The sequence below is a fragment of the Streptomyces sp. NPDC088261 genome, from assembly GCF_044740805.1.
Taxonomy (GTDB): Bacteria; Actinomycetota; Actinomycetes; order Streptomycetales; family Streptomycetaceae; genus Streptomyces.
On sequence record NZ_JBIURL010000018.1, the window covers coordinates 46,961 to 67,539 of the forward strand.

General features: G+C 73.2%; 16 protein-coding genes and 2 pseudogenes. 9 read left to right on the top strand and 9 right to left on the bottom strand.

The genetic code is table 11. The features are described from left to right. Nucleotides 1-205: 205 nt before the first annotated feature. The 5 genes from ACIODU_RS28180 to ACIODU_RS28200 all read right to left on the bottom strand — a co-directional run bounded on the left by ACIODU_RS28180 (nt 206) and on the right by ACIODU_RS28200 (nt 8,522). Nucleotides 206-1,285 carry a Zn-dependent alcohol dehydrogenase gene (locus ACIODU_RS28180; RefSeq protein WP_401770934.1) on the bottom strand — a complete coding sequence of 360 codons (1,080 nt, stop codon included), beginning with the start codon at nt 1,283-1,285 and terminating at the stop codon, nt 206-208. Between the two features lie 17 nt (nt 1,286-1,302). Beyond that, entirely contained in the window at nt 1,303-2,715 is a 1,413-nt protein-coding gene (locus ACIODU_RS28185) for an aldehyde dehydrogenase family protein (protein WP_401770936.1), read from the bottom strand. Between the two features lie 178 nt (nt 2,716-2,893). Continuing rightward, on the bottom strand, nt 2,894-4,396 hold the full coding sequence (locus tag ACIODU_RS28190) for an ABC transporter ATP-binding protein (RefSeq protein WP_401770938.1): 1,503 nt from the start codon (nt 4,394-4,396) through the stop codon (nt 2,894-2,896). A gap of 355 nt (nt 4,397-4,751) precedes the next feature. After that, nucleotides 4,752-7,070: a molybdopterin oxidoreductase family protein gene (locus tag ACIODU_RS28195; RefSeq protein WP_401770940.1), complete on the bottom strand. Its 2,319-nt coding sequence runs from the start codon at nt 7,068-7,070 to the stop codon at nt 4,752-4,754. Between the two features lie 747 nt (nt 7,071-7,817). Beyond that, nucleotides 7,818-8,522: a TetR family transcriptional regulator gene (locus ACIODU_RS28200; RefSeq protein ID WP_401771073.1), complete on the bottom strand. Its 705-nt coding sequence runs from the start codon at nt 8,520-8,522 to the stop codon at nt 7,818-7,820. Nucleotides 8,523-8,600: 78 nt separating this feature from the next. On the opposite strand from ACIODU_RS28200, the gene hmgA reads away from it, so the two are divergent. The 3 genes from hmgA (at nt 8,601) to ACIODU_RS28215 (ending at nt 12,089) form a co-directional block, all read left to right on the top strand. Next, complete coding sequence (gene hmgA, locus ACIODU_RS28205) at nt 8,601-9,941, top strand: homogentisate 1,2-dioxygenase (RefSeq protein WP_401770942.1); 1,341 nt, start codon at nt 8,601-8,603, stop codon at nt 9,939-9,941. A 14-nt stretch (nt 9,942-9,955) separates the two neighbouring features. Further along, complete coding sequence (locus ACIODU_RS28210) at nt 9,956-10,708, top strand: GntR family transcriptional regulator (protein ID WP_401770944.1); 753 nt, start codon at nt 9,956-9,958, stop codon at nt 10,706-10,708. A gap of 97 nt (nt 10,709-10,805) precedes the next feature. Next, on the top strand, nt 10,806-12,089 hold the full coding sequence (locus ACIODU_RS28215) for a type ISP restriction/modification enzyme (RefSeq protein ID WP_401770946.1): 1,284 nt from the start codon (nt 10,806-10,808) through the stop codon (nt 12,087-12,089). Nucleotides 12,090-12,126: 37 nt separating this feature from the next. Here ACIODU_RS28215 and ACIODU_RS28220 read toward each other — a convergent pair. Then, nucleotides 12,127-12,786: pseudogene (locus ACIODU_RS28220) on the bottom strand (TetR/AcrR family transcriptional regulator); the annotation flags it as partial. Between ACIODU_RS28220 and ACIODU_RS28225 the strand changes: the two are divergent. Next, a pseudogene (locus ACIODU_RS28225) lies at nt 12,746-13,198 on the top strand (ABC transporter permease); the annotation flags it as partial. The pseudogenes ACIODU_RS28220 and ACIODU_RS28225 sit on opposite strands and share 41 nt — an antisense overlap. A 75-nt stretch (nt 13,199-13,273) precedes the next feature. On the opposite strand, the gene ACIODU_RS28230 reads toward ACIODU_RS28225, so the two are convergent. Beyond that, the gene (locus ACIODU_RS28230) at nt 13,274-13,537 is read right to left on the bottom strand and encodes a hypothetical protein (protein WP_327237311.1); all 264 of its coding nucleotides are present in this window, start codon (nt 13,535-13,537) and stop codon (nt 13,274-13,276) included. Nucleotides 13,538-13,821: 284 nt separating this feature from the next. Beyond that, a complete protein-coding gene (locus tag ACIODU_RS28235) occupies nt 13,822-14,631 on the bottom strand; it encodes an SGNH/GDSL hydrolase family protein (protein ID WP_356433147.1) in 810 nt (269 codons plus the stop codon). A 425-nt stretch (nt 14,632-15,056) separates the two neighbouring features. Between ACIODU_RS28235 and ACIODU_RS28240 the strand changes: the two genes are divergently transcribed. The 4 genes from ACIODU_RS28240 (at nt 15,057) to ACIODU_RS28255 (ending at nt 19,095) form a co-directional block, all read left to right on the top strand. Further along, nucleotides 15,057-15,941: a glycosyltransferase family 2 protein gene (locus ACIODU_RS28240; protein ID WP_401770948.1), complete on the top strand. Its 885-nt coding sequence runs from the start codon at nt 15,057-15,059 to the stop codon at nt 15,939-15,941. 68 nt (nt 15,942-16,009) lie between these two features. Next, on the top strand, nt 16,010-17,011 hold the full coding sequence (locus ACIODU_RS28245) for a glycosyltransferase family 2 protein (RefSeq protein WP_401771076.1): 1,002 nt from the start codon (nt 16,010-16,012) through the stop codon (nt 17,009-17,011). A gap of 89 nt (nt 17,012-17,100) precedes the next feature. Further along, nucleotides 17,101-17,880: a polysaccharide deacetylase family protein gene (locus ACIODU_RS28250; RefSeq protein WP_401771078.1), complete on the top strand. Its 780-nt coding sequence runs from the start codon at nt 17,101-17,103 to the stop codon at nt 17,878-17,880. Between the two features lie 105 nt (nt 17,881-17,985). After that, nucleotides 17,986-19,095, top strand: coding sequence for a DUF5925 domain-containing protein (locus tag ACIODU_RS28255; protein WP_401770951.1), 1,110 nt, complete (start codon nt 17,986-17,988; stop codon nt 19,093-19,095). 79 nt (nt 19,096-19,174) lie between these two features. Here ACIODU_RS28255 and ACIODU_RS28260 read toward each other — a convergent pair whose 3' ends face one another. After that, complete coding sequence (locus ACIODU_RS28260) at nt 19,175-19,549, bottom strand: GntR family transcriptional regulator (protein WP_356433203.1); 375 nt, start codon at nt 19,547-19,549, stop codon at nt 19,175-19,177. A gap of 72 nt (nt 19,550-19,621) precedes the next feature. On the opposite strand from ACIODU_RS28260, the gene ACIODU_RS28265 reads away from it, so the two are divergent. After that, nucleotides 19,622-20,545: a GNAT family N-acetyltransferase gene (locus ACIODU_RS28265; RefSeq protein WP_401770953.1), complete on the top strand. Its 924-nt coding sequence runs from the start codon at nt 19,622-19,624 to the stop codon at nt 20,543-20,545. The last annotated feature ends 34 nt before the right edge of the window (nt 20,546-20,579 follow it).

The following is a 20,579-nucleotide window of genomic DNA, read 5'->3' on the forward strand; positions in this document are numbered from 1 at the left end:
GCCCCGTCCGACAACGCGGCGAGCGCGCGGCCCGGGCGCCACGGGCGGGCACCGCCTCGCCGACACGCCCTGGGGGGCGCGTCCTCCCGCACGCGCGCTCGCCGCCGGACCGGCCACGTACCTACGTCGGCGGCGGCGAGACTCCGCCGTGCCCCCCGCCTGCGGGCGGGGGGCACGGCGCACGCCGCAGTCTCGCGGGCGCGTTCTAGAACACCACCAAAGCCCGGCCGCCGCGGTTCGTCGGCAGCGCGGCCAGGGTTGCTGGGACCTCGTCCAGGGTGATGCGTTGTGTGACCAGGGCGCTCAGGTCGAAGCGGCCCGCGCGGATGTGGTCCGCCAGGATCGGGAGGTCCTTCGACGGGTCGCTGTTGCCGTATACGCAGCCGGAGAGCGTGCGGCCCCAGTGGAACAACTCCAGCGCGTGGAAGGCGACTTGCTGGTCCTTGCCGCCGATGCCGACCACCGTCGTGCGGCCGCCGCGCCGGGTGGAGTCCCAGGCCGTACGGATCGTGACGGCGCGTCCGACGCACTCGACGGCCACATCCGCGCCCCGGCCGCCCGTCAGGCGGCGGATGTCCTTCGCGGTGGTGGCCGAGGCAACCACGTACTCCGTCGCACCGGCGGCCCGCGCCAACTCCTCCTTCTCCGGGGAGACATCGACGGCCACGATCGTCGAGGCCCCCGCGATGCGCGCCGCCTGGAGGGCCGCCAGGCCGACCCCGCCGACGCCGAAGACGGCCACCGACTCGCCCGCGCGGACCCGCGCGGAGTGGTGGACGGCGCCGTATCCGGTGAGGACCGCGCAGCCGAGCAGGGCCGCGTCGGTGAGCGGGATGCCGTCCGGGAGCGGCAGGACGCAGTTCGCGGCGACGACGGTCTCCTCGGCGAACGCGCCCACGTTCAGGCCCGGGTGGAGGTCGCGACCGTCGGCCGTACGGGCGTGCAGCCCGCCCGCGCCCGCGAGCGCGTCGGAGCAGAGCCAGACCTCGCCGATCACGCAGGCGTGGCAAAGCCCGCACGCGGGTGCCCAGTTGAGGACCACCCCGTCACCCGGGGCGACATGGGTGACGCCCTCGCCCACGGAGATCACGGTGCCCGCGCCCTCGTGGCCGAGGACGGCGGGCAGCGGTATCCGCATGGTGCCGTCGGACAGGGACAGGTCGGAGTGGCAGACCCCGGCGGCGGCGAGCCGGATCCGTACCCGGCCGGGACCGGGCTCGGGCAGCTCGATCCCGGTGATCTCCAGCGGGGCTCCGACGGCGGACAGGACAGCGGCGCGTACCACGAGGGCGGTCTCCCGGCTCAGAACTGGAGGGACTTGGTCTGGAGGTACTCGGTGAGGCCGTGCACCCCGAACTCGCGGCCCACGCCCGACTGCTTGTAGCCGCCGAAGGGCGCGAGGGGGTTGAAACGGCCGCCGTTGATGTGGACCTGGCCGGTGTCCATGCGGCGCGCGAAGGCGGTCGCCTCGGCGTCGTCGCCGGCCCAGACCGCGCCCGCGAGGCCGTAGACGGTGCCGTTGGCGATACGGAGGGCGTCCTCCTCGTCCTCGTACCGCAGCAGGGAGACGACCGGGCCGAAGATCTCCTCCTGGGCTATGGACATGTCCGGCGTGACGTCGGCGAAGACGGTCGGCGCGACGAAGTAGCCCGTGTCGTGGGGGGATTGGGGGCCGCCCGCGACGACCCGGGCGCCGGCCGCGATGCCCGCCTCGATGTACCCGCGTACCCGCGCCTGTTGGGTGGCGTTGACGAGGGGGCCGAGGCGGCTCGCCTCGTCGCGCGGGTCGCCCGCGACATGGGTGGCCGCGGCGGTCCTCGCCAGCTCCACCGCCTCGTCGTACCGGTCGGTGTGGACCAGGATCCGGGTCCAGGCGCTGCACGTCTGGCCGGAGTTGGACATGACGTTCGCGACGCCGGTGGTGACGGCCTTGGCGAGGTCGGCGCTGGGCAGGACGACGTTGGCGGACTTGCCGCCCAGCTCCAGAGCGACCCGCTTCACGGCGGCGCCCGCCACCGCGCCGATGCGGCGGCCGACCGCCGTCGAGCCGGTGAAGGAGACGAGGTCGACGTCCGGGTGCTCGGCGAGCGCCTGGCCCGCGACCGGGCCCAGGCCGGTCACCAGGTTGAACACCCCCGCGGGCAGGCCCGCTTCGTCAACCAGGTCGGCGAAGAGCTGGGCGGTGAGCGGGGTGTCCTCGGCGGGCTTGACCACGATCGTGCAGCCCGCGGCGAGCGCGGGGGCGACCTTGGCGACGATCTGGTGCAGCGGGTAGTTCCAGGGGGTGATCGCGCCGACGACCCCCACCGGCTCCTGGAACACGGTCGAGTTGCCGACCGTCGTCTCGAAGGCGTAGGTGGCGGCGAGTTCGGCGTACGACTCCATGACCCGTATCGGCAGTCCCGCCTGGACGCGCCGGGCGAAGGTGACGGTCGAGCCCAGCTCGGCGGTGACGGTCGCGGCGATGTCGTCCCGGCGGGCCGTCATGGCCGCCGCCAGCGCGGCGATCCCGGCCGCGCGTTCGGCGGGCGGGGTGGCGGCCCAGGCGGGCAGGGCGGCCCGCGCGGCGCGGACGGCCGCGTCGACGTCCTCGGCCGTGCCGGCCGGGACCGTGGCGATGACCTGTTCGTCCGTGGGGTTCACGACGGCGATCGTGTCCGTCCCCGCGGCGGGCCGCCACTGACCGCCGATGTACATGCCGTCGTGTGCCTTCATGGTGATTCCCTCCGGGCCTGCCGAGTCGGCGCCTCGGTACGCGTGCGCGTCGGCGTCCCGTCCAAACTAGCGGCGTTAGTTTTACGGCGCCAGGGTGTCGCTGCCCACAGTCGTACGGCTCCCGGCCTCCGCTCCGGGCTCCCGCTCCCCGCTCCCGGCTCCCGGCTTCCGGCCGCGCTCAGCCGTCGAGGCCCGGCAGGTCCCGGGGTGCCGGGCAGATCCGGCGGCCCTGGTGGTCGAAGACGTAGAGGTGGGCCAGGTCGACCAGGAGGGGGACCTGGGCGCCGGTGCGCAGGCGCAGGTCGGGGCCGGTTCGCACCACGAGGTCGCTGGCCGCGAGGGCGGGCCGCTCCTGCGGGGAGGAGGGCGTGTCGCCGCTCAGGTCGTCTAGCACCACGACGGGCCCGCTGACGTGGCCGCCGCCGGCCGGGGCGCCGGTTCTGCCGTGCTCGTGGGGGGTGGCGTGCGCGTCACCGTGGCCGGCCGGGTGCCCGTTGCCGCTGCCGTACCCCTGCCCGCTGCCGTACCCCTGCCCGTTCCCGTTCTCCCCGCCGGTGCCGCGGCCGCCGCCCCGCCGTCCCGCCGTGCGCTCCCGCAGGCGTTCCAGCACACCCGGACCGCCGGTTCTGCGGCGGCGCGGGCCCGTCCGGGGCCTCGGCGATTCCAGATCGGTGACCACCGCCGCCCGGGAGCCGGTGTTGAGGTGCACCAGCGCCTCGTGCCCCTGGTACTCCATGTGCTCGACGATGCCGCTCAGCGCCACCTCCCCGGGGCGGGCCTGGCTGGGCGGGGCGATACGGACCGCCTCGGAGCGCAGTCCGACGATGACCTGCCGGCCCTGCTGGATGCGGAGCAACTGGTGGTCCCGGCTGAGCGGTTCGGGCAACGGGAGTCGCTGGCGGCCGAGGTCGATCGACATGCGCCCGTCCAACGGGGCGTAGACCACGCCCTGGAGCAGGTTGATCCGCGGGGTGCCGATGAAGGCGGCGACGAACACGTTCTCGGGCAGGGCGTACACCTCGCGCGGTGCGCTGACCTGTTGGAGGACCCCGCCGCGCATCACGGCGACGCGGTCGCCCAGGGACATCGCCTCGGCCTGGTCGTGGGTCACGTACACGGTGGTGACACCGAGGTCGGCGGTCAGCCGGGCGATCTCGGCGCGCAGATGGTTGCGGAGCTTGGCGTCGAGGTTGGACAGCGGCTCGTCCATCAGGAACGCCGAGGGCCGCCGGGAGATGGCCCGGCCCATCGCGACGCGCTGGCGCTCGCCGCCGGAGAGCTGGCTCGGGTAGCGGTCCAGGATGCTCTCGATGCCGAGCATCCTGGCGGTCGCCTCGACGCGCGCGGAGCTGTCCTCTCGGGGGTTCTCCAGGCGCAGCGGGAAGCCGATGTTGTCGCGGTTGGTCATCCTCGGGTAGAGCGCGAAATTCTGGAACACCATGGCCATGCCGCGTTCGCGGGGCGGTACGAGGTTGGCGCGCTCGCCGTCGAGCAGCAGGTCGCCCTCGCTGATGTCCTCCAGGCCGGCGATCATGCGGAGCACGGTGGACTTGCCGCAGCCGGAGGGCCCGAGGAGCACGACGAACTCGCCGGGCGCGATGTCGAGCGAGAACCGGTCGACGGCGCGGGTGCCCCGTCCGTACACCTTGCTGACCCTGTGCAGAGAAATGGCGCGACTCATGATGGTTCCGCCCGGAAGAGGAGGTGGAGCGGCTGCGACGCCTGAAACTAGCCGACTACGCGCGGTCAGGGAATGACTCGCGCGAAGGTCGCGCCCGGTGCGGCCGGCGGGGCGTGGGGCCCCTCAAGTGGCCCCGGACCTGCGGATCTTGTGGTACGAGGCGGCTCGGCCGGGACGGAGGGCCGGGCGCAACACGGATGCAATACGGCGGATGCGGTGGACGGTATCCGGCCGTGAGACGTAGCCGAAACGCACCGGACCGGGCGGGGGGCCGGAGAGGCGGCGCGGGCGGGTCCGGGTTCCGCGCGGGCCGGACGTGGCGCACCACGTCCGGCCCCCGTACCCTCCGCGGGCGTCAGAGGTGGGCGGTCCGAGCGGGGGCCCGGTCACCGGTCAGGGGGGTCAGGGTGACCGGGAAGCCGTTGAGGACCGCCGTGCCGGAGAGCGGGTCGAGGCGGGAGCCGTCGAGGAGTTGGTTGACGTTGACTCCGGGGCGGGCGCTCGCCACCGTCGTACGGGTGCCGGGGCGGTCGTGGCCCCAGCCGTGCGGCAGGCTCACCACACCGGTCCGTACGGCGTCGGTGATCTCCGCCGGGGCCTCCACGGCTCCGCCGTCGGCGGTGATCCGGACCCGCACGCCGTCCTCGATGCCGAGCCGGGCCGCGTCGGCCGGGTGGATCTGGAGCGTGCAGCGGTTCGAACCGCCCGTCAGGGCGGGCACGTTGTGCATCCAGCTGTTGTTGGAACGCAGATGGCGGCGGCCGACCAGGACGAGGGCGGCGGGCCGGGCGGCCAACGCGGCCCGGAGCCTGGGGAGATCGGCGGCGAGAGGGGCGGGGAACAGTTCGATCCGGCCGCTGCGGGTCTTGAGCAGCGCGGGGAGGCGGGGGCGCAGGGGCCCGAGGTCGATGCCGTGGGGATGGGCCAACAAGCGCGCCAGGGTGAGGCCTTGGGCTGGGAGGGAAGCGGCGCTTTCCCCGTCCGCGCTCTCGTCGGGCGCGTCTTCCGCGTTCGGCGCGAAGCCGGCACCGTACGGGCCAAGGCGCAGCATCAGGTCCAGCCGGCGTTCGGGGCCGGTCAAGCCGGTGAGGTGCGCGGACAGTTCACGCGGGTCGCGGCCGTGGACCGGGGAGCGCGGGTCGGCGACCGCTGTGGCGAGCGTACGGTCGATCACTCCTTCGTCGACGACCTCCGGGGAGGCGCCGGGTGTTCCGGCCGCCGCGAGGACCAGCCGGGCGAGGATCTCGCTCTCGTCGGGGCGGCCCTCCTCCAGGGGAATGGCCGCCGGGGAGTAGCGGACCTGGTTGCGTACGGCGAAGCCGTTGAACGCGAAGTCGAAGTGGGCGCTCCTGGAGGGCGGCGGCGGGGGCAAGATCACGTCCGCGTGGCGCGAGGTCTCGTTGAGGTACGGGTCGACGCTGACCATGAACTCCAGTCCGGCCAGGGCCCGGTCGAGCCGGTCCCCGTCCGGTGCGGACAGCACGGGGTTGGCGGCGACGGCGACCACCGCGCGGATCTGCCCCTCCCCCGGCGTCTCCATCTCCTCGGCGAGCGCCGCCAGCGGCAGTTCGCTCTTGGCCTCGGGGTGACCGCCCACCCGGCTGGTCCAGCGGCCGAGGGCGAATCCCTTGCCCGGGCCGGGTTTCCGGGGCGGCCGGTCGGTGGCGGAGAGCGGGAAGAGCGCGCCGCCGGGCCGGTCGAGGTTGCCGGTGAGGATGTTCAGCACGTCGACGAGCCAGCTGGTGAGGGTGCCGTGCTCGACGGTGCAGCTGCCGACGCGCCCGTACACGGCGGCGGTGGGTGCGGCGGCCAGTTCACGGGCGATCGTACGGATCTCCCCGGCGTCCAGGTCGCAGGCGGACGCGACGGCCTCCGGCGTGAACCCGGCCGTCGCCTCCCGGACTTCGGCCACTCCGTCGACCAGGTCCGTGAGCCGGCCGAGGTCGGTGAGCTTCTCCTCGAAGAGGACGTGCGCGACGGCGGCGAGCAACAGGGCGTCCGTACCGGGCCTGATGGCGAGGTGCCGGTCCGCGAGCCGCGCGGTGCGGGTACGGCGCGGGTCCACGACGGTCAGGGTGCCGCCGCGTGCCCGCAGCGCCTTGAGCTTGCCGGGGAAGTCGGGGGCGGTGCACAGACTGCCGTTGGATTCCAGGGGGTTGGCGCCGAGGAGCAGCAGATGGCCGGTGTGGTCCAGGTCGGGTACGGGGATGGCGAACGGGTCGCCGAAGAGCAGTCCGCTGGAGACGTGCTTGGGCATCTGGTCGAGCGTGCTGGCCGTGAAGACGTTGCGCGTGCCGAGCGCGGCGAGCAGCAGGGGCGGGTAGAGCTGGCCGGCCATGGTGTGGACGTTGGGGTTGCCGAGGACGGCCCCGACGCAGTCCGGGCCGTACGCCTCGATCATCGGCCGCAGCCGGGCGGCGACCAGGTCGAACGCCTCCTCCCAGCCGGCCTCCCGCAGCGTTCCGTCCTCACCACGGACGAGCGGGGCGGTGAGCCGGTCGGGATCGGCGTCCAGCTCGCCGAAGGAAGCGCCTTTGGGACAGATGAACCCGCGGCTGAAGACGTCGTCGCGGTCGCCCCTGGCGTGGGTGACGCGGGTGCCGTCGATGGTGAGGGTGAGGCCGCAGGTGGCTTCGCAGAGGGGGCAGATGCGGGGGGCGTGTTGGGGTGCCATGGGGGATCCTCCGTCAGCGGACATACCGACCGGTACGAATGTTGGCAGGGTAGCCGGTGTGGCGTTGCGCTGTCTGTTTGTCCTCAATCGCCGGACGGGCTTGGTTGTGCGTCTGCCCGGGGCGCGGGCGCGGCTTACTACTTGTCCTCAAACGCCGGACGGGCTTGGTTGTCGCCTCTGCCCGGTGCGCGGGCGCGGCTTACTGATGTCCTCAATCGCCGGACGGGCTGGGTTTGTCGTGGTGACGGGGGGCGGGGCCTCCGGAGGTACGTATGTCCGGACTGCATGTTTTACGGCGCGTTCAACGGGTCGTTCAGTTGGCCGGGATCATGCGCCACAAAACACGCTTTACGTCCGGACACACGCACCTCCTCCGACCCCGCCCCCCTCACGCCGCCGGGGAAGGTGAACGACTCCCCCCGCCCCGGGGTGGGCCGGGTAGTGACGCGGGCCGGGAAGGGGGACGGGCAGGGGTCGTGTCCGGAACGTAAAGCGTGTTTTGTGTCGCATGACTACCGTTACGCAAAACAAGGGCGCGCACGCGACGTAAAACATGCAGTGCAGGACACGACCCCTGACCGGCCCCCGGCGACAACCCGCGCCGGGAAACGCGGCCCGCAGCGGGCAAAATCAAGCCCGTCCGGCGATTGAGGACAAGCAGGAAGCCGCGCCCACCACCGGGGCGCAGACGCCCGTCCAGCGCGAGGACAAGCAGCAACCGCACCCGGCACCGGGCAAACGTACCGATCAACCGAGCGCCCCCGCGAGATACGCGAGCAACAGCGTTCGCGTCTCCGCCACGATCCCCGCGTCCCCCTCCCCGTCCGTGCGGAACGCCAGCTGGAGCAGCGCGTCCGCCGCCTCCACCGCCACCAGGACCGTGCGGTGCAGGGACGCGTCGGGGCCGCGGCCGAGGTGGGCCGCGAGCAGGACGGTGAGGCGGCCCGCGACCTGCTGGTTGGCGTTCTTGGCGACGGCCCCCCGGCCCCGCGCGGCCCCCCGCCCCCGCGCGGCCGGCCCCAGGTCGGCGCCGAAGTCGACGGCCCCGAACCCCGGCACCGTACGTTTCATCGCGAGGTACTCGTCCAGCACCACGTCGACCGCGCCCCGCCAGTCCCCCGGCTCCAGCACGGCGAACCGGTCCGTGACCCGCTCGGCGTACCGGTCCAGGTTGCGCCGCGCGAGGGCGTCCACCAACGCGCGCTTGTTGTCGAAGAAGCGGTAGACGGACCCTATGGGGACGCCCGCGCGGGAGGCCACGGCGCGGGTCGTGAGCTGTTCGTAGCCCGCCTCGTCGAGCAGCGCCGCGCAGCTGTCGAGGATCCGGGTGAGCCGCTCCGCGCTGCGCCGCTGCACGGGCGCCCTGCGCAGCCTGCCGCCCGCGCTCCCCCCGCCATCGCCCGCCTCCGGGGCGCGGTTCGCGTTCGTACGGTCGTGGGGCACGTACTCCATCATGCCGCGCGTCCCCGTTGACGTGCCGCCCCCGCAATCCTACGGTTGAGCATAGGATTCCAAGCACGGGAGCGGACGATGAGCGGCAGCGAGCACGGCATCGAGCAGGCGAGGAAGACGGCCGGGGATCTGGCCCACTCCGCCGGTTTCGGCAACGAGCACGGTTCGGAGGCCGTACCGGGTGCGCTCCCGCACGGGCGCAACGCCCCGCAGCGCGCCCCGCTCGGCCTCTACGCGGAGCAGCTGAGCGGCAGCGCGTTCACCGAGCCGCGCGCCCACAACCGGCGCTCCTGGCTCTACCGCATCCGCCCGTCGGCCGCGCACCCGCCGTTCCGGCGGACCGGCAACGGCGGGCTGCGCGGCGCGCCCTTCACCGAGACCGTGCCCGATCCCAACCGGCTGCGCTGGGACCCGCTGCCCGACCCCGCTCCCGGTACGGACTTCCTCGCCGGCCTCTGGACGCTGGGCGGCAACGGCGACGTAACACAGCGCACGGGCATGGCGATTCACCTCTACGCCGCCAACGCGCCCATGACCGACCGGGTGTTCAGTGACGCCGACGGCGAGCTGCTGATCGTCCCGGAGCGCGGCGGGCTGCTGATCCGTACCGAACTGGGCCTGCTCGCCGCCCGTCCCGGCGAGGTGGCCCTCGTCCCGCGCGGGATCCGCTTCCGGGTCGAGCTGCTCGACGAGACGGCGCGCGGGTACGTCTGCGAGAACTACGGCCGCCCCTTCGTGCTCCCCGACCTCGGCCCGATCGGCGCCAACGGCCTTGCCAACGCACGGGACTTCCTCGCGCCGGTGGCCGCGTACGAGGACGTCGAGCGGCCGGTGGAGGTGGTCAACAAGTTCTGCGGGAATCTCTGGTCGGCGACGTACAACCACTCGCCGCTCGACGTGGTGGCCTGGCACGGCAACCACGTGCCGTACGTCTACGACCTGCGGCGCTTCAACGTCCTCGGGTCCATCAGCTACGACCACCCCGACCCGTCGATCTTCACGGTGCTGACGTCGCCGTCGGACACCCCGGGGCTGGCGGGCGTCGACTTCGTGGTGTTCGCGCCGCGCTGGCTGGTGGGCGAGGATACGTTCCGGCCGCCGTACTTCCACCGCAACGTGATGAGCGAGTACATGGGCCTGATCGAGGGCGCGTACGACGCGAAGACGGCGGGCCGGGGCGGGTTCGTGCCCGGCGGCGGGTCCCTGCACAACATGATGTCGGCGCACGGGCCCGACCGGGAGACGTTCGACCGGGCGAGCGCGGCCGAGCTGCGGCCGCAGCGGATCGACGACGGGCTGGCCTTCATGTTCGAGACCCGCTGGCCGGTGACCACCACCGCCCAGGCGGCCGGGGCCGACCACCTCCAGTCCGGCTACGACCGGGTGTGGGAGGGTCTTGAGCGCCACTTCAGGCCTTGATACGGAGTTGAACCGTGACCGCCTTCGCCCCCGACTCGCTGGTCCTGAACAGGAAACTGCCCCTCTGGTACCAGGTCTCGCAGTCGCTGCGCGCCTCCATACTCGGCCGCCGCCCGGACGACCCGCTGCGGCTGCCCACGGAGGAGCAGCTCGCCGGTCACTACGGTGTCAGTGTGCTGACGATGCGTCAGGCGCTCAAGGAGCTGGAGGAGGAGGGCCTGATCAGCCGGCACCGGCGGCGCGGCACCTTCATCGAGCCGGGGGCGCGGCGGGGCGCGCCGCGCAGGCTGCTCGGTTCGATCGACGCCATCGTGGCGCAGCAGTCGGGCGAGCTGACGACGGTCCTCGGCCACGGGCCCGGTCCGGTGCCGGGTGAACTCGCCGAGTTCTTCCCGGGGTTGGACGAGGTGATGACGTACCGCCGGCTGCGCCGCGACGCGGAGAGCGGCGAGCCGGTCAACTGGGCGGAGAACGCGGTCCGTCCGGACGTCGCGGCCGGTATCGACGTAGGGGATCTGGCGAGCCGGCCGATGACGCGGGTCCTGCGGGACATGCCGGGGGTACGGATCAGCCGGGTCACCGACACGGTGGAGGCGCGGCTCGCCGACCCGGCGACGGCGGAGCTGCTGCGGGTGCCGCTGCTCAGCCCGATCCTGCACTACACCGGGGTGACGTACGACGAGCGGGGCCGGGTGGTCGACGTGGCCCGGATCCGTTACCGGGGTGACCGGTTCGCGTTCTCGGTGACGGTGGAGACGGAGGGGTAGCGGGCGGGGAACGCTTCCCCTGCCCGGCCGCCGGGGGTGCGGCGTTACGATGCCGCGGGCGGTGCAGAGGGAGGCAGAGGCGACGGGGAGGGCCGCGATGGCATCGACACGGGCCGGCGGGGAGGGCGACCGCGTGCCGGCGGACGCGCCCCTGCTGAGCGACCTCATGCCGTGGTCGGCCGCCCCGCTGCGGCTCGGCAGGTCGTGGGTCCTCGCCCCGGACGCGGCCTCGCTCACCGCCCGCTGGGACCGGCTGGTACGGGCCGAAGAGGCCGAGCGCGAGGCGCTGTTCGGGCCGACCCGGGCCCGTACCCCGCAGAGCGCCGTCCCCGCGCTGCCCGGACAGGTCGCGGGCACGGGGCAGGTCGCCGGCACCGGGCACGTCGCGGGCACCGGCCGGTTCGTACGGGAGTCGGGGCGCTGCCCCGAGCCGCTGCGGGTGCTCCACGGCCCGTTCGACGAGCAGTGGCTCATCCCCGACCACCGGCTGATCGACGCGGCCCGCCCCGAGCTGTGGCGGGTCGCCGGCGCCCCTCAGGTCTTCGCGGTGGAGCAGGGGTACGTCCCCGGGGCCGCCGGGCCCGCGCTGCTGGTCAGCGCCCTGCTCCCGGACGGCGCGCCGACCGCCGGGCGCCCCGGCCGGATCCGCCCGCTCTACCGCAGGCCCGGCGGCCTGGAGCCCAACGTGACTCCGGGCCTGACGGCCCTGCTGAGCGCGCGCCACGGCCGGGAGGTCGCCCCGGAGGAGGTGCTGGCCTGGGCGGTCGCGGTGGCCGTCCCGTCGCCGCGCGGCCCGGTGGTGCCGCTCGCCGCCGACCCCGGCGTGTGGTCCGCCGGGGTGGAGCTGGGGCGGCTGATGACCGCGATCCAGCTGCGGGGCGCGCACGGCGGCGTACGGCACCGGCTGCCGGGTGGCCGCAGGCCGTACGTACGCGCCACGGTCCCCGACCGTCCCGGGTCGCTCGCGTACGACCCGGCGGAGGAGGTGCTGGCGCTCGGTACGGGCCGCGTCGCGCCGGTGCCGGCAGGGGCCTGGGACTTCATGGTCGGGGGCGTACGGATCCTGGAGCTGTGGTTCGAGCGGCGTGCCGCGCTCCCGGAAGGAACCGAGCCCGGCACGCTGGCGGCGATCCGGCCGCCGGGCTGGCGGCGGGAGTGGACCTCGGAGCTGCTCGACCTGATCACCATCCTGTCCCTCCTCGCCGAACTGGAGCCGCGCCGCGAGCAGTTGCTCACCGCCGGGCTGCTCACCGGCCCCACCCTCACGCGCGACGAACTGCACACGACCGGCGTCCTCCCGGCCCCACCGTCGGCGCGCCGCCCCGCCTCGGTACTGGACCACCACGAAGAGGGCCCGGACGGCCAGCTCGCCCTGATCTAGGCCCCGGCCCGGGGGATCGCCCCGTCCCTCTTCCCCGTCACGAACCCCCGCGCGCCTGTCCGCCGAACGAGTCCAGGACGCGGTCCAGTGCCCGTTCGAACACCGCGTCCAGGTCCACCGGTTCGGACGCCGACGTCATCAGGGCCGCCAGGCGCGGGAAGCGGCCGGAGGCGATCTCGCGGCCCAAGTAGGCCATGCGGGCGGCCTGTTCCTGTTCCGCCGACCACGGCAGGGTGCGGTTGCGCTCCGCCGTCTGGAGTTCGTGGGCGACGAAGGTGGTGACCACCCCGCTGATCATCGAGATCAGCTCCATCTTCTCGCCGGGGGGCAGGTCGAGCGGATCGAGGCACGCCAGGCTGAATTCGAGGTACAGCAGGCCGTTCGGGGTGAAGCCGTAGTTCGACGACATCACCGTCGACATCCACGGATGGCGGTGCATCATCGCGCGCCCCCGGTGCGCCAGCGCCGCCGTGTCGGCCCGCCAGTCGCCGGACGGCTTCTCCGGCAGCGGGAACTCCCCGGCCGCCGCGTCGAACATCAGCTCGTACAGATCCTCCTTGCGCGGCACGTAGTTGTAGAGCGACATCGTGCCGCAGCCCAGCTCGGCCGCCACGTGGCGCATGGAGACGGCCGCGATGCCGCCCGCGTCGGCCAGTCTCACCACCGCCGCCGGGATCGTCCCGCTGATGCTCGTGGGGCTGGCGGTGGGCTGGCGGATCGAGGGGGGTGTACCGGGCGCGCTCGGGGCGGTCGGGGTGCTGCTGCTGTTCCGCTTCGCGACGGCGTGGGTGGGCACGTACCTCGGGCTGGTCCTCCGGAACGAGGAGGTGGCGGGGCAGTTGGGCGCGGTCACGTTCGTCCTGCCGCTGCTGTCCAGCGCGTACATCCCGACGGAGGGGCTGCCGGGCCGGCTGCGGACGGTCGCGGAGTGGAATCCGATCAGCGCGATCGCGGGGGCCCTGCGCGATCTCTTCGGCAACGCGGCGCCGGCCGTGGACGCGGCCTGGCCGACGGCCCGTCCGCTGGCCGGTTCCCTGCTCTGGTCGCTGGCGCTGCTCGCCGTGTTCGTACCGCTGACCGTGCGGCGGTACGCCAACAGCGGGAAGTGAGCCGACCGGTGGCGGGGAGTGGGTCCACCGGCCAGGTCACCGAGGGTGGTACGGAAGGAGCGGGAGCGATAGGGGTCAGCCGCGGCTGCCGAAGAGAGAGCGGCGCAGGCGCCGCAGCGGCGCGAAGAGCGAGACGCGCGCGCTCCTGCTCTTCTGGGTCTCCGTCCGGTCCCGCGAGGTCAGTTCACGCATCAGCAGAGTCGCCTCGGCCGTCTCCCGCTGGGGCACGGCGGGACCGCCGAGCACCGAGAGATGGCGGTCGAGGCGCGAACTGGTCGCGCTGGTTCCGCACGTGATCGCAGGGACTCGCGCCCTGCTGTGGACCGTTATCTGTTTCATGTCACTCCCCACCCGTACGAGGGCACCCGACCCGGGCAGGTTAACCCTATCTTCCCCTACTGACACTCGTGTATCCCGTCTTCAGGATTCACCCCCCGTACAAGGGGGTTGACTTCTCCTGTCTGATCCATCCTAATTCAGGGCGAGTTGGACAGTTCACCCCGGGGACGGTGGTTGACCGGCGCACCAACTGGCGCTGGATGCCGCCGACCTGACACGAAGAGGCCCCGGTCGCCCGGGGCCTCTTCGCACGGAGGTACGGCGCTTCGCGCTCTTTGCGCGGTTTACGCGGCCGAGGCGAAGACCGGCAGGTAGCCGCCGGACTGGCCGGCGGCCGTCGGGTGGTAGGACTCGCTGATGTTGAGCAGGTTGACGCTGTGGAGCCACGAGGAGCCCGAGCAGATCTCGTGCCCCTGGAAGGCGGACGCGACTCCGGCGAAGGTGAAGCCGTGGTCGGCCGCCCGCTTGGCGGTCGCGTCGTTGAGGTAGTCGGAGGCGCTGTTGATCGCGGAGCGCTCCCGCTCGGAGAGGCCTGCGATGCAGGAGCCGCTGAGCTGGTAGAAGCGGGGGTAGCCGAGCACGACCACTCTCGCCGAGGGGGCTCTGGCCGAGATCGCCGTGTAGACGCGGTCGAGGTTGGCGGGCAGGGTGCTGTCGACGAACGCGCGGGCCTGGGCGACCCGGTTGAGGCAGGTGGACTCCGACTGGAGGACGCAGGTGGTCATGACGTCCGCGAAGCCGGCGTCGTTGCCGCCGATGGTGATGCTCACGAGGTCGGTGGAGGCGTTGAGGGGGGTCAGCTGACCGGCGGTCACATCACCCGTACGAGCGCCCGAGCAAGCGGTGAACGCGAACGTGGCGGGTGAATGCGCGGCCGCCCAGAGGGCCGGGTACGCGCGGGCGGTGCGCTTGCAGTCGCCGGCGGCGGAGTCGTACGCGCCGGCGCCGAGTCCGGAGGAGTAGGAGTCGCCCAGCGCCACGTAGTCGGTGGCGGCGGCGGACGGGGCGGCCTGCGCGGAGGCCGCGCCGGTGAGAGCGAGCACGGCTCCCAGGAATAACGCGGACGAGAATGCCGCGATTCGGGACAGTTTCATGGAACCTCCCTTTAGCAGGTTTTCTGCCTCTCCTTTAGTACCAGGCCCCACCCCTCACTGGAAGTGTCCATGTCAAGAACATTACGGCACGTTCCAGCCCTTGCCATACCGTCCCCGCCCTCAATACCGTCTTACGACCACCCGCGTCGGTCCATCACGCAAAGCGGCATCCTGGGGAGGGCTCAAGCGTCGCGATGGTTCCCGGGGCGGGGCGCGGTAGGGGGGTGCCGTGCTCGGTGACCGCAGTTAGTGCCGAGGCGCGTGCCGCGCGGCCAGTTCCACAACTCACCCATGCGACAAGGAGATCCGTGCCGTCCTGGCAGGGGTCTCGTTGTCGGCGGGGGTGAGAACCCCCCTTTCGAACCGGAAACACAGCCGGACCGCCCGGGGGTGGGCGGTCCACCGGACGAGAGGGAAACAGACTCGTGAGCTCTTTTGTGCGCCCGGCCCTGCCGGGCGAAGATCCGTTAACGGAGCGGTCGCGGAATTCAGCCGGTTCCGCGCAGACGCTCGCTGTCAGGAACGGGTCCCAGAGAACAGCGCGTCCGTACCGCCCGGTCTCACTCCATCTGGCGATCGCTCCGCCCGTGAGCGTCGTCATCCCCGCCATGAACGAGGCGGAGAACCTTCCGTACGTCTTCAAGACCCTGCCCGACTGGATCCACGAAGTGGTCCTGGTGGACGGCAGATCGACCGACGACACCGTCCGGGTGGCGCGGGAACTGCGGCCGGACGTCAAGGTCGTCACCCAGCGCGGGAAGGGCAAGGGGGACGCGCTGATCAGCGGGTTCGCCGCCTGCACGGGGGACATCATCGTCATGATCGACGCGGACGGCTCGGCCGACGGCAACGAGATCGTGTCCTACGTCTCCGCGCTGGTCTCCGGGGCCGACTTCGCCAAGGGCTCGCGGTTCGCCAACGGTGGGGGCACGGACGACATGACGGTGATCCGGCGGCTCGGCAACCGCGCCCTGTGCGCGGTCGTCAACGCCAAGTTCGGCGCGCGGTACACCGATCTCTGCTACGGCTACAACGCGTTCTGGCGGCGCTGCCTGGACGACATCACGCTCGACTGCACGGGCTTCGAGGTCGAGACGCTGATGAACATCCGAGTCGTGCAGGCCGGGTTGAGGGTGCAGGAGATCCCGAGCCACGAGTTCGACCGGATCCACGGGGTCAGCAACCTGCGGGCCGTCAGGGACGGACTGCGGGTCCTCAGGGTGATCCTCCGGGAGAAGGGCGTGCCGCGCGCGACGCGGCGGCGGCCGGCGGGGCTCCGGATCACGGCGCTGCGGGGAGAGGTGTCTTGACCGGCCACCTCCACCGTCCACACCCTCCGCAGCGCCCCCACCGCCCGCACCGTCACCGGCCGTTCTCGGTGGTGATCTGCGTCTACACCGAGGACCGCTGGGACGACATCCTCGCGGCGGTCGACTCAGTGCGCCACCAGTCGTTGCCGGCGCTGGAGATCCTCGTCGTGGTCGATCACCACCCCGCTCTGCTGGAGCGACTCCGCTTGGAGTACGGGGAGTTCGCGGCGCGCGGGGAGGTGCGGGTGCTCGCCAACGCGGGGGTTCGCGGCCTTTCCGCGGGCCGCAACACCGGGATCGCCGCCGCCCGGGGGGAGATCGTGGCGTTCCTCGACGACGACGCCGTGGCCGAGCGGGACTGGCTGCGGTTCTTCGACGAGTCGTACGACGATCCGCGGGTGCTGGCGGTCGGCGGGCGCACGCTGCCCGCCTGGGCGTCGGGCCGCAGGCCGGTGTGGTTCCCCGAGGAGTTCGACTGGGTCGTCGGCTGTACGTACCGGGGCCTGCCCGGGGGGAAGGCCCGGGTCCGCAACGTCCTGGGCGGGAACGCGTCCTTCCGGCGGTCGGCGTTCGACGCCGCCGGAGGGTTCGCGACCGGCATCGGGCGCGACGGCGACAGGCGGCCCCTGGGATGCGAGGAGACGGAGTTGTGCATCCGGCTCGCCGGGGCCGTACCGGACGCGGTGCTGCTGATCGACGACCGGGCGCTGATCCACCACAAGGTCCCCGAGGCACGGGAGCGGTTCGGGTACTTCCGCACCCGCGCCTACGCCGAGGGCCTCTCGAAGGCCCTGGTGGCCCGAAGTGTCGGCGCGGGCAAGGGACTTGAGTCCGAACGGCGCTACGCCACCCGCGTGCTGCCCGCCGGGGTGGTACGGGGGCTGCTCGACGCGGTACGGGGCCGTCCCGGCGGCCTGGGCCGGGCCGCCGCGATCGTGACGGGCGTCGTCGCGGCGGCGGCCGGCTACCTGCTGGGCAGCTACCGGACACGCGGCGGCGGTACGGCGTTCTCGTCCGGCCCGATCGAAAGAACCCCCCACCTCGGCAGCCCCAGGGGAGCCGCGGCGTGACGGAAGAACCACCCGGCCTGCCGGACCCGCCGTCCGCGGCGGGTCCGGCAGGTCCGGTCCTGGACGCGCGGGAGCCCGTGCCGGTTCTGATGTATCACGCCGTCGCGCACCGGCCCGCCCCCGCCACCCACGCGCTGTCCGTTTCTCCTGAAGCCTTCGCGGCGCAGATGGAGTTGCTCGACGTGCGCGGGTTCACGCCCGTCACCACGGCGGCGCTCGGGCGTGCCTGGCGTACCGGGGGTGCGCTGCCTCCGCGCCCTGTGCTGATCACCTTCGACGACGGTTACGAGGGCGTGCACCGGCACGCCCTCCCCGTCCTCGCCGCGCACGGCTTCGCCGCCACCGTGTTCCTGACGACCGGGTGGCTGCGCGGGCCGGGGCACACCGGCGGCGCGCTCGACATCATGCTCGACTGGGGCCAGGTACGGGAGTTGGCGGCGGCCGGCGCCGAGATCGGCGGCCACAGCCACACCCACCCCCAGCTGGACCAACTCGCCCCGGAGCGCCTGCGGTTCGAGGCGCTCCACTGCCGGGACGTCATCGGCGACCGGCTGGGCGGCGCGCCGCCGGTCTCCTTCGCGTACCCGTACGGCTACTCGAGCCGGCGGGTCCGCCGTACGGTCCGCGAGGCCGGGTTCGCCCAGTCGCTCGCCGTGGGCAACGCCCTCGCCCGCCCGCGCCAGGGCCCGTACGCGCTGGAGCGGGTGACCGTCCGGCGCTCGACCGGCATCGAAGAGTTCGGACATCTGATCGAGGGCCGGTCGCTCGGCCGGATCTTCGCCAGGGACCGGGCCCTGACCCGAGGGTACGCCGTGGTCCGCCGGACCCGCGCCGCCGCACGCCGCGCGGTGGGCGCGGGCCGCGGCTGACGGCAGCGCGGGTGCGTGGGCGCGCGGGGGCCACCGCGCGCCCACGCGCCCGCCACGGGGCAAAACACCGTGCGTCGGACGTTCCCGTGCCGGATCATGGGCGACATGTCTGCCAAGCCTCAGGACGCCCTGCCGATCCGGCTCAACGTCGACGACAGCGACTCGCCGTCGGATGTGGTCGACGCGCTGTTCCTCGGTCGCTTCGCGACGGGCGAGCAGCCGTTCTCGCACAGTTCGACGATCGACCGGGTCAAGTCGGGCGCGCCCCTGCTGCCGCCCGGCGCGACGATCCTGCGCCGCGCCAAGGACGACGACCGCAGCGCCACCCTCGCCGAGGGCGACGGCTGGACGCTGCTGGTGTCCCGCTGGAACCGGGGCGCGGACGTGACCGTGACGGCGGTCACCGCCGAACTCGCCGAGACGGTCCACCAGCAGACGACCGACGGCGCCCAGGACGAGCCGGAGCCGCAGCCCGACAATGTGACGATGGGCTTCTGGTACGTGTCACCCCGGCGCGGCCCGCACCGCACCACCCGCCAGATCGCCGCCGGGACATGGGACGAGGTCAGGCCCAACTACACGGCACCGGTGGCCGAGGCGATGGACCGGCTGATGAAGGTCACCCCGGACGACATCGCGGGGCGCCTGCTCCTGCTGCACGGACCGCCCGGCACCGGCAAGACCTCCGCACTGCGCACGCTGGCCCGTTCGTGGCGCGACTGGTGCCAGGTGGACTGCGTCCTGGACCCGGAGCGGCTCTTCAACGACGTCGGCTACCTGATGGACATCGCCATCGGCGAGGACGACGGCTCGGCGAAGGGGCGCTGGCGGCTGCTCCTGCTGGAGGACTGCGACGAACTGATCCGCGGCGAGGCCAAGCACACCGCCGGCCAGGCGCTGTCGCGGCTGCTGAACCTCACCGACGGGCTGCTCGGCCAGGGCAGGAACGTGCTGGTGGGGGTGACGACCAACGAGGACCTGGAGCGGCTGCACCCGGCGGTGGTCAGGCCGGGCCGGTGCATGGCGAGGATCGAGGTCGGTTCGCTGACGCGGGCGGAGGCGCTGGCCTGGCTGGGCCCGGAGGACGGCGAGCGGGAGTCGGTGGTCGGCCGCGAGGGGGCGACGCTGGCGGAGCTGTACGCGATGCGGCGGGGCAGCGGCCCGGCGTCGGTCCCGGCCCAGCACGCGGGCTCGGACGCGGGCCTCTACCTCTGAGCCGTCGTCCCGGGGCGCCGGCCCCGGGCGGCCGCGGGGAAAGAGGCGCGCGCACGGAAAGGGCCGGGCCCGCGCCCGCTCACTTCGCGTACGCCGCCCGCACCGCCTCCTCCGCCGCCCCCAGCGCCGCGTCCCTGCTGAGGCCGAGCCGCTGGACGCGCTCCGCGTACGCCTGGGCGGCGGCCGCCGCCTCGCGCTCGGCCGCCTCCCCGGCGGCGGCGACGAACGTGCCGTTCCTCCCCCGCGTCTCGATCACCCCGTCGCCCTCCAGCGTCCGGTACGCCTTGGCGACGGTGTTGGCGGCGAGCCCCAGCTGTTCGGCGAGTCCCCGCACGGTCGGGAGGCGGTAGCCGACCGGCAGCGCGCCGGAGCGGGCCTTCGCGGAGATCTGGGTACGCAGCTGCTCGTACGGAGCCGTCGCGGCGGCCGGGTCGATCACGATCTTCAGGGTCACGCTCCGATTCTCCCCCGCGGGCCGGGAAAAGGAGAGGCGATCCGCCGCCCTGTCCCCGTAGCGTGCCGCCCCATGACTGTGCTCGTCCGTGATTTCCGTACCGAGGACGCCCAGGCCGTGACCGCCCTGCGGCGCGTCTGTGTCCCCCACCAGGTCGTGACCAAGGAGTTCGTCCTGTTCGGGGTGGCCACCGCCAACCCGGCGAAGAAGTACCGGCTGTTGATCGCCGAGGAGGAGGGGGTGATCATCGGTACGGCCTACACGGGCATCGTGTACGACAGCGTCGAGCCCGGCCAGTCGTTCGTCACCCCGCAGGTCCTTCCGGACCGGCGCGGCCGGGGCGCCGGGTCGCTGCTGCTCCGCACGGCCGAGGAGCACCTGGCCGCCGAGGGGGCGAGCGACGTGTACGTCTGGGTGGCCGACGAACCGACGTCGCTCGCCTTCGCCGCTCGCCGTGGCTACCGGCCCACGCGCGGCGCGCACTTCCAGCGGCTCGACCTGGCCGGGGCCGCCCTGCCGGAACCGCCGCCGCTGCCGCCGGGTTTCGCCCTGCGCACGGCGGAGGACTTCGCGGACAACCCCCGGCCGCTGTTCGACGCGGACGCGGAGTCGACGTCCGACGTGCCGAGCGACATCAGCTCCGAGCTGGACGACTACGAGGACTGGCTGCACCACACCTGGAACGATCCGACGCTCGACCGTGCCCTCTCGACGGTGGTGGTGTCGGCGGACGGCCGGGTCGCCTCGTTCACGGCGGCGGTGACGGACGGGGTGGCCACCTACGTCTCCGGCATGACGGGGACCCGGCGCGCGTTCCGCGGCCGGGGGCTGGCCAAGCTCGCCAAGTCCGACTCGCTGCGGCGCGCCCGCGCGGCGGGATACACGGACGCGTTCACCTCCAACGACGGGGAGAACGGCCCGATGCTGGCGGTCAACAAGTGGTTCGGCTACGAGATCTGCGCGAGCGAGGTCCGGCACGTCCGGACGCTGGGCTGACGTCGGGGCGCTCGCCCGACGTCCGGACGCTGGG

Bases quoted from the DNA above. Each gene is read 5' to 3' on its own strand.
- ACIODU_RS28185 (WP_401770936.1), bottom strand. From the start codon at position 2,715: ATGAAGGCACACGACGGCATGTACATCGGCGGTCAGTGGCGGCCCGCC.
- ACIODU_RS28190 (WP_401770938.1), bottom strand. From the start codon at position 4,396: ATGAGTCGCGCCATTTCTCTGCACAGGGTCAGCAAGGTGTACGGACGG.
- ACIODU_RS28195 (WP_401770940.1), bottom strand. From the start codon at position 7,070: ATGGCACCCCAACACGCCCCCCGCATCTGCCCCCTCTGCGAAGCCACC.
- ACIODU_RS28200 (WP_401771073.1), bottom strand. From the start codon at position 8,522: ATGGAGTACGTGCCCCACGACCGTACGAACGCGAACCGCGCCCCGGAG.
- hmgA (WP_401770942.1), top strand. From the start codon at position 8,601: ATGAGCGGCAGCGAGCACGGCATCGAGCAGGCGAGGAAGACGGCCGGG.
- ACIODU_RS28215 (WP_401770946.1), top strand. From the start codon at position 10,806: ATGGCATCGACACGGGCCGGCGGGGAGGGCGACCGCGTGCCGGCGGAC.
- ACIODU_RS28230 (WP_327237311.1), bottom strand. From the start codon at position 13,537: ATGAAACAGATAACGGTCCACAGCAGGGCGCGAGTCCCTGCGATCACG.
- ACIODU_RS28235 (WP_356433147.1), bottom strand. From the start codon at position 14,631: ATGAAACTGTCCCGAATCGCGGCATTCTCGTCCGCGTTATTCCTGGGA.
- ACIODU_RS28250 (WP_401771078.1), top strand. From the start codon at position 17,101: ATGTATCACGCCGTCGCGCACCGGCCCGCCCCCGCCACCCACGCGCTG.
- ACIODU_RS28255 (WP_401770951.1), top strand. From the start codon at position 17,986: ATGTCTGCCAAGCCTCAGGACGCCCTGCCGATCCGGCTCAACGTCGAC.
- ACIODU_RS28265 (WP_401770953.1), top strand. From the start codon at position 19,622: ATGACTGTGCTCGTCCGTGATTTCCGTACCGAGGACGCCCAGGCCGTG.